Here is a 6192-nt window from a genome sequence, read left to right as displayed (position 1 = left end):
GGCATCATCGATCAGAAAACATCAACGCTGCGGCGCTGCGCTAGCGCTGCGCCGCAGCGGACCGAACCATGAACGATTGTTACCTATCCATCCGGTCTGTTTTGTTACCAATCCATCCGCTGGACAACGCGCGCAGCGCGGGCGGGGTGGGGTGACGGTCTCTCCGCGACAGACGGTGCCCGAGTGGAGAGATCACCCCACCCCGTCATGCAATCTCGCTTCGCTCGATCGCATCCCGACCCTCCCCCTCCAGGGGAGGGTAAGAACGAGAGCCTCAGCCGTCCTGCGGCTGCGGGCCGTCGTAGCCTTCGATGACGATGAGGTCGGCGATCGAGTGCGGCTGGCGCACCTTGATGTTGGCCTGGTATTCTGGCGAGTTGTAGCAGGCGAGCGCGGTCTCGTAGTCAGGGAATTCGATCACGACGTTGCGGTTGCGGCTGGCGCCTTCGACGGTGGTGAACTTGCCGGCGCGGACGACGAAGCGGCCGCCCCATTTCTTGAAGATCGGGCCGTTGGCGATGGCGTAGGGCTTGTAGCCCTCGTCATTGCTGACGTCGACACGCCCGATCCAGTAGCCTTTTGCCATTGTTCTCTTCCTGTTGTTGATGGATTACCCGAGAGCTTGCGCGATCTCGGCGTGGATGGCGTCGGCGACGGCCCTGGGATCGGCGGCTTCCACAACCGGGCGCCCGACGACCAGATAATCCGCGCCGGCGGCGATCGCACGGCTAGGCGTCATGATGCGCTTCTGGTCGCCGCTGGCGGCGCCGGCCGGACGAATGCCGGGGGTGACGAGGCTCATCTGGTGGCCGACGATCTTGCGCAGGCTGCCCACCTCCTCCGGCGAGGACACGAGGCCATCGACACCGAGCACCTGCGCCTGCTGCGCACGCGCCTCGACCAGCTCCGACACGCTGAGCCGATAACCGGCCGCATGCAAATCGTCGTCGTCGTAGGACGTCAGCACCGTCACGGCGAGGATCTTCAGGCTGGCCCTGCCGCGGCCTTCGACGGCGCCCTTCATGGTCTGCGGATAGGCGTGCACGGTGACGAAGGTCGCGCCCAATTTAGCGACACTCTCGGTGCCGCGCGCGACCGTATTGCCGATGTCGTGCATCTTGAGATCAGCGAACACCTTCTTGCCCGCATCAGCGAGCTTGCCGATCAGCGGCAGGCCGCCGGCATAAGCGAGTTGATAGCCGATCTTGTAGAACGTGACGCTGTCGCCGAGCTTCGCGATCATCGCCTCCGCGGCATCAACGCTCGGCAGATCGAGCGCAACGATCAGGCGGTCCTTCGGGGCGATCTCGGCTGGCGTCATGTCACCTCACATCATGCGTTGGGAAAAGTCGATCAACTGCGTCACCAGCTCCTTCAGCGCGGCGATATCGCCCTCGTTCTTCAGCCTGTCCCTATCGTCATAGGCCTGGTCGGCAAAGGCGAGCGTGAGCTGGCTGGCAATCACGTTGGCGTGGCAGGCGGAGAGGATCAGCCGCAGCGCCTGCAGCGCGCGGGCGGCACCTAACCGGCTCTGGGACGCGCCGGCAACCGCGAAGACCCGGTTGCGGAACACCTCTCCGCGCGCCTCGTGCAGCTCGTGCACGCGGCTGACCCAGTCGATCGCGTTCTTCAGGAGCGGCGGCACCGAGGCGTTGTATTCGGGCGAGACGATGAGGACACCGTGATGCGCGCCGATCATGCGCTTCAGATTGATCGCGTGCTTGGGGACGCCCGATTTGGCCTGGAGATCGCCGTCATAGATCGGCAGCGGAAAATCGGCGAGCGAGATGCGGGTGACGTCGACGCCGGCCTGGACGAATTCGTAAGCAGCCACAGCCGCCAGCTTCGCATTGTGCGAGCCGGTGCGCAGCGAGCCGGGAATGATCAGGATCTTGGGGGCTGGCATCCAATCTCATGCATTCGGCGAAACGAGCCCGCCGCGCAAAGAGGAGCCGGCGGATTTAATGCTTGCGATACACCCAGACGCGGGCCGGCGGAAGGTTCATCCAGATCCGTTCCGAGGCCTCTGTGGACACGCCGGATAGCGATTTCGGGATCGGCGGCACCACCGCATAGGTGAACTGGATGAAGGGCGCACCGGGCGCGAGCGCGGTGAAGGCATCGCGGATGAGCCGCAGCCGCGTCAGCATCGGTTTGGTGACGAGCGGCAGGCCGGACACGACCGCGCTGGCCGGCGCGCTCAAGACATTCCAGAGCGTGTCGCGCAGGCGGTAGGCATCGCCCTGCACCACCTTGGCTTGCGGGTAGCGGTCGCGCAGCAGCGCGCAGAAGCCGGGATTGTATTCGACGAGAACGAGACGTTTCTGGTCGACCCCGCGCTCGATCAGCGCGGACGTGATGGCGCCGGTGCCGGGTCCGAGCTCGACCACCGGTGCGTCGGAATCGGGATCGACATAATGAGCCATGGTCCGCGCCAGCAGCTTGCCGGACGGCATCACCGCGCCCATGTGCAAGGGCTTTTCGATCCACGACCTGAGAAAGCGCACCTCGTCATCGAGACGAGGCTTCTTCAACGCACGCGCGGACGATGGCAATGGCATGTCGGGACCGGACGGAACCGCAGGACCGCGGCGTGTCAGAAAATGGTCATAAAGACGTATAGGCCGGAGGCGATACGGTCAAGACGCGTCAGTTCGCCCGATTGCCGAAGAAATCCTTGACCTTGGCGAAGAAACCCTCGGCTTCCGGCTGGGTGTTGCCGGAGGAGAGCTTCTCGAACTCGGCCAGCAATTCCTGCTGCTTTTTGGTCAGGTTCTGCGGGGTCTCGACCATGACCTGAACGTACATGTCGCCCATCTGGCGCGACCGCAGCACCGGCATACCCTTTGATGCAATGCGGAAACGACGGCCCGACTGGGTGCCGGCGGGCACCTTCACCTTGGTCTTGCCCTTCTCGATGGTCGGCACCTCGAATTCGCCGCCGAGCGCGGCGGTCACCATCGAGATCGGCACGCGGCAATGCAGATCCGCGCCGTCACGCTGGAAGAACTGGTGCTGGGCCAGCGAGAGGAAGATGTAGAGGTCGCCCGGCGGCCCGCCGCGGACGCCGGCCTCGCCCTCGCCGGCGAGCCTGATCCGTGTGCCGTCCTCGACGCCTTGGGGAATGTTGACCGAGAGCGTCCGCTCCCGGGTGACCCGCCCTTGTCCCGCGCAGGACGGGCAGGCGTCTTCGATCATCTGGCCGCGGCCCTGACAGCCCGGGCAGGTCCGCTCCAGCGTGAAGAAGCCCTGCGACTGCCGCACGCGGCCGGCGCCGCCGCAGGTCGAGCAGGTCTTCGGCTTGGTGCCGGCCTTGGCACCGATGCCCGAGCAGGCCTCGCAGGTGACCGAGACCGGAATCTCGATCTGCGCGGTCTTGCCGCCAAAGGCTTCCTCGAGGGTGATTTCCATATTGTAGCGCAGATCGGCGCCGCGCTCGCGGCCGCCGCGGCCGCGCTGTCCGGCCATGCCGAACAGATCCTCGAAGATGTCGGAGAAAGAGGAGGCGAAGCCGGCACCGAAACCGGCGCCACCGCCGAAGCCACCGCCCTGCTCGAACGCGGCGTGGCCGTAACGATCATAGGCGGCGCGCTTGTCCTTGTCCTTCAGGACCTCGTAAGCCTCGTTGATTTCCTTGAACTTGACTTCGCTGGTCTCATCCCCGGGATTGCGGTCGGGATGGAATTTCATCGCCAGCTTGCGGAACGACGATTTCAGCTTGCCTTCGTCGGCGTCGCGTTCGACTTCGAGGGTCTCGTAATAGCAGCGCTTGGTGGACGTGGACATGATGAGCTCGGTCTATCCAATCGCGATTCAAGTTGGCGCGGAACAACGCTGACATGCGGCGGAATGAGCGCCCTTCGACCTTGCGGCAGAGGGCAGCCTGGCAGCGCTGAGAATAACGGCTGGGAATTGATCGATCGTAACGGGGCCGACTTTGAAGGAGTCTTGAAAGGAGTCCTGGCCCGTCCGTCCCGACACGACGGCCTCCCCCACGAGGGAGGAGGCCGGTAGCGTGTGTGGGGTCCAAGCCGTCCGCATCGTCACCCTCTCGGGGCTTAAGCGGACTTCTTGTTGTTCTTGTCGTCGTCGACCTCGGTGAATTCCGCGTCGACGACGTCGTCCTTGGCCGCATCCTTCTTGGCGTCGGCCTCGGCCTGCTGCTTGTACATGGCCTCGCCGAGCTTCATCGAAGCCTGCGCCAGCGTCTGGGTCTTGGCCTTGATCGCCTCGGCATCGTCGCCCTTCAGCGCTTCCTTGAGGTCGCTGACGGCATCCTCGATGGCGCGGCGCTCGCTCTCGGCAACCTTCGAGCCGTGCTCGGCCAAAGCCTTCTCGGTCGAATGCACCAGGCCATCCGCCTCGTTCTTGGCGGTGACGGCCTCGCGGCGCTTCTTGTCCGCCTCGGCATTGGCCTCGGCGTCCTTGACCATCTTCTCGATGTCGGCTTCCGACAGACCGCCGGAGGCCTGGATGCGGATCTGCTGCTCCTTGCCCGTGGCCTTGTCCTTGGCCGAGACGTTGACGATGCCGTTGGCGTCGATGTCGAAGGTCACCTCGATCTGCGGCATGCCGCGCGGCGCCGGCGGAATGCCCATCAGGTCGAACTGACCAAGCATCTTGTTGTCGGCCGCCATTTCACGCTCGCCCTGGAAGACGCGGATGGTGACGGCATTCTGGTTGTCCTCAGCCGTCGAAAACACCTGGCTCTTCTTGGTCGGGATCGTGGTGTTGCGGTCGATGATGCGGGTGAACACGCCGCCCAGCGTCTCGATGCCCAGCGACAGCGGGGTGACGTCGAGCAGCAGCACGTCCTTGACGTCGCCCTGGAGCACGCCGGCCTGGATCGCAGCGCCGATCGCCACGACTTCGTCCGGGTTGACACCCTTGTGCGGCTCCTTGCCGAACAGCTGCTTCACGACTTCCTGGACCTTCGGCATGCGCGACATGCCGCCGACCAGCACGACCTCGCCGATCTCACCGGCGGTGACGCCGGCGTCCTTCAGCGCCTTGCGGCAGGGCTCGACGGTCTTCTGGATGAGGTCGTCGACCAGCGCCTCGAACTTGGCGCGGGTGAGCTTCATCGTCAGATGCTTCGGGCCGGTCTGGTCCGCGGTGATGAAGGGCAGGTTGATCTCGGTCTGCGTCGTCGAGGACAGCTCGATCTTGGCCTTTTCAGCGGCTTCCTTCAGGCGCTGCAGCGCGAGCTTGTCGTTGCGCAGGTTGATGCCCTGCTCCTTCTGGAACTCGTCGGCGAGATAACCGACGAGGCGCATGTCGAAGTCTTCACCGCCGAGGAAGGTATCGCCGTTGGTCGACTTCACCTCGAACACGCCGTCGCCGATTTCGAGAATGGAGATATCGAACGTACCGCCGCCGAGGTCATACACCGCGATGGTGCCGGCCTTGGTCTTGTCGAGGCCATAGGCGAGCGCGGCCGCGGTCGGCTCGTTGATGATGCGCAGCACTTCGAGGCCCGCGATCTTGCCGGCGTCCTTGGTCGCCTGGCGCTGGGCGTCGTTGAAGTAGGCAGGAACGGTGATAACGGCCTGCTCGACCTTCTGGCCGAGATGGGCTTCCGCGGTCTCCTTCATCTTCTGCAGGATGAAAGCCGAGACCTGCGAGGGCGAGTAGGTCTGGCCGTCGGCCTCGACCCAGGCGTCGCCGTTGGAAGCCTTCACGATCTTGTAGGGAACGAGCTTCTTGTCCTTCTCGACCATCGGGTCGTCGTAGCGGCGGCCGATGAGGCGCTTCACTGCGAAGAAGGTGCGCTCGGGATTGGTGACGGCCTGGCGCTTGGCCGGCTGGCCGACGAGGCGCTCACCGTCATCCGTGACGGCGACGATCGAAGGCGTCGTGCGCATGCCTTCGGAATTCTCGATGACTTTGGCGTTCTTGCCATCCATCACGGCGACGCACGAATTCGTGGTGCCGAGGTCGATCCCAATGACCTTTCCCATGGTCCTGATATCCTTCTTTTTGCGGCAGGTTGGCTGGGCCCAAGAGGCACCCGAACCGAAACCCCCTAAGATCAAACATCCGCGATATTGCGATGATTGAGGCTCATATAGGAGGGGGGGAGGGGCCCGCAAGGACCGAAGCTAGGTTTCTGCCGCTAAAACATCGGGTTTTGGGAGGTGATATCCGGGCTCAACCGCCCTTGCGGGTGAGGAATTATTAACAGGTCCGGGC

General features: G+C 64.1%; 6 protein-coding genes. All 6 read right to left on the bottom strand.

Features of this window, described 5'->3' with window-relative positions:
• Positions 1 to 274: 274 nt before the first annotated feature.
• Positions 275 to 586 carry a DUF1330 domain-containing protein gene (locus I6F17_RS37235; RefSeq protein ID WP_036046075.1) on the bottom strand — a complete coding sequence of 104 codons (312 nt, stop codon included), beginning with the start codon at positions 584 to 586 and terminating at the stop codon, positions 275 to 277.
• A 24-nt stretch (positions 587 to 610) separates the two neighbouring features.
• On the bottom strand, positions 611 to 1321 hold the full coding sequence (pyrF, locus tag I6F17_RS37230; RefSeq protein WP_225132247.1) for an orotidine-5'-phosphate decarboxylase: 711 nt from the start codon (positions 1319 to 1321) through the stop codon (positions 611 to 613).
• Between the two features lie 6 nt (positions 1322 to 1327).
• Entirely contained in the window at positions 1328 to 1906 is a 579-nt protein-coding gene (locus tag I6F17_RS37225; RefSeq protein ID WP_225132248.1) for an NAD(P)H-dependent oxidoreductase, read from the bottom strand.
• A 55-nt stretch (positions 1907 to 1961) separates the two neighbouring features.
• Entirely contained in the window at positions 1962 to 2561 is a 600-nt protein-coding gene (locus tag I6F17_RS37220; RefSeq protein WP_036003251.1) for an rRNA adenine N-6-methyltransferase family protein, read from the bottom strand.
• Positions 2562 to 2649: 88 nt separating this feature from the next.
• The gene (dnaJ, locus tag I6F17_RS37215; protein WP_036003248.1) at positions 2650 to 3786 is read right to left on the bottom strand and encodes a molecular chaperone DnaJ; all 1137 of its coding nucleotides are present in this window, start codon (positions 3784 to 3786) and stop codon (positions 2650 to 2652) included.
• Between the two features lie 272 nt (positions 3787 to 4058).
• Complete coding sequence (gene dnaK, locus I6F17_RS37210; protein ID WP_036003245.1) at positions 4059 to 5960, bottom strand: molecular chaperone DnaK; 1902 nt, start codon at positions 5958 to 5960, stop codon at positions 4059 to 4061.
• Positions 5961 to 6192 lie beyond the last annotated feature (232 nt).

The sequence above is a fragment of the Bradyrhizobium sp. NBAIM18 genome, assembly GCF_020193825.1.
Lineage (GTDB): Bacteria > Pseudomonadota > Alphaproteobacteria > Rhizobiales > Xanthobacteraceae > Bradyrhizobium > Bradyrhizobium yuanmingense.
The sequence above is the reverse complement of the archived record's forward strand: the minus strand, read 5'-3'. Positions and strand labels throughout refer to the sequence as shown.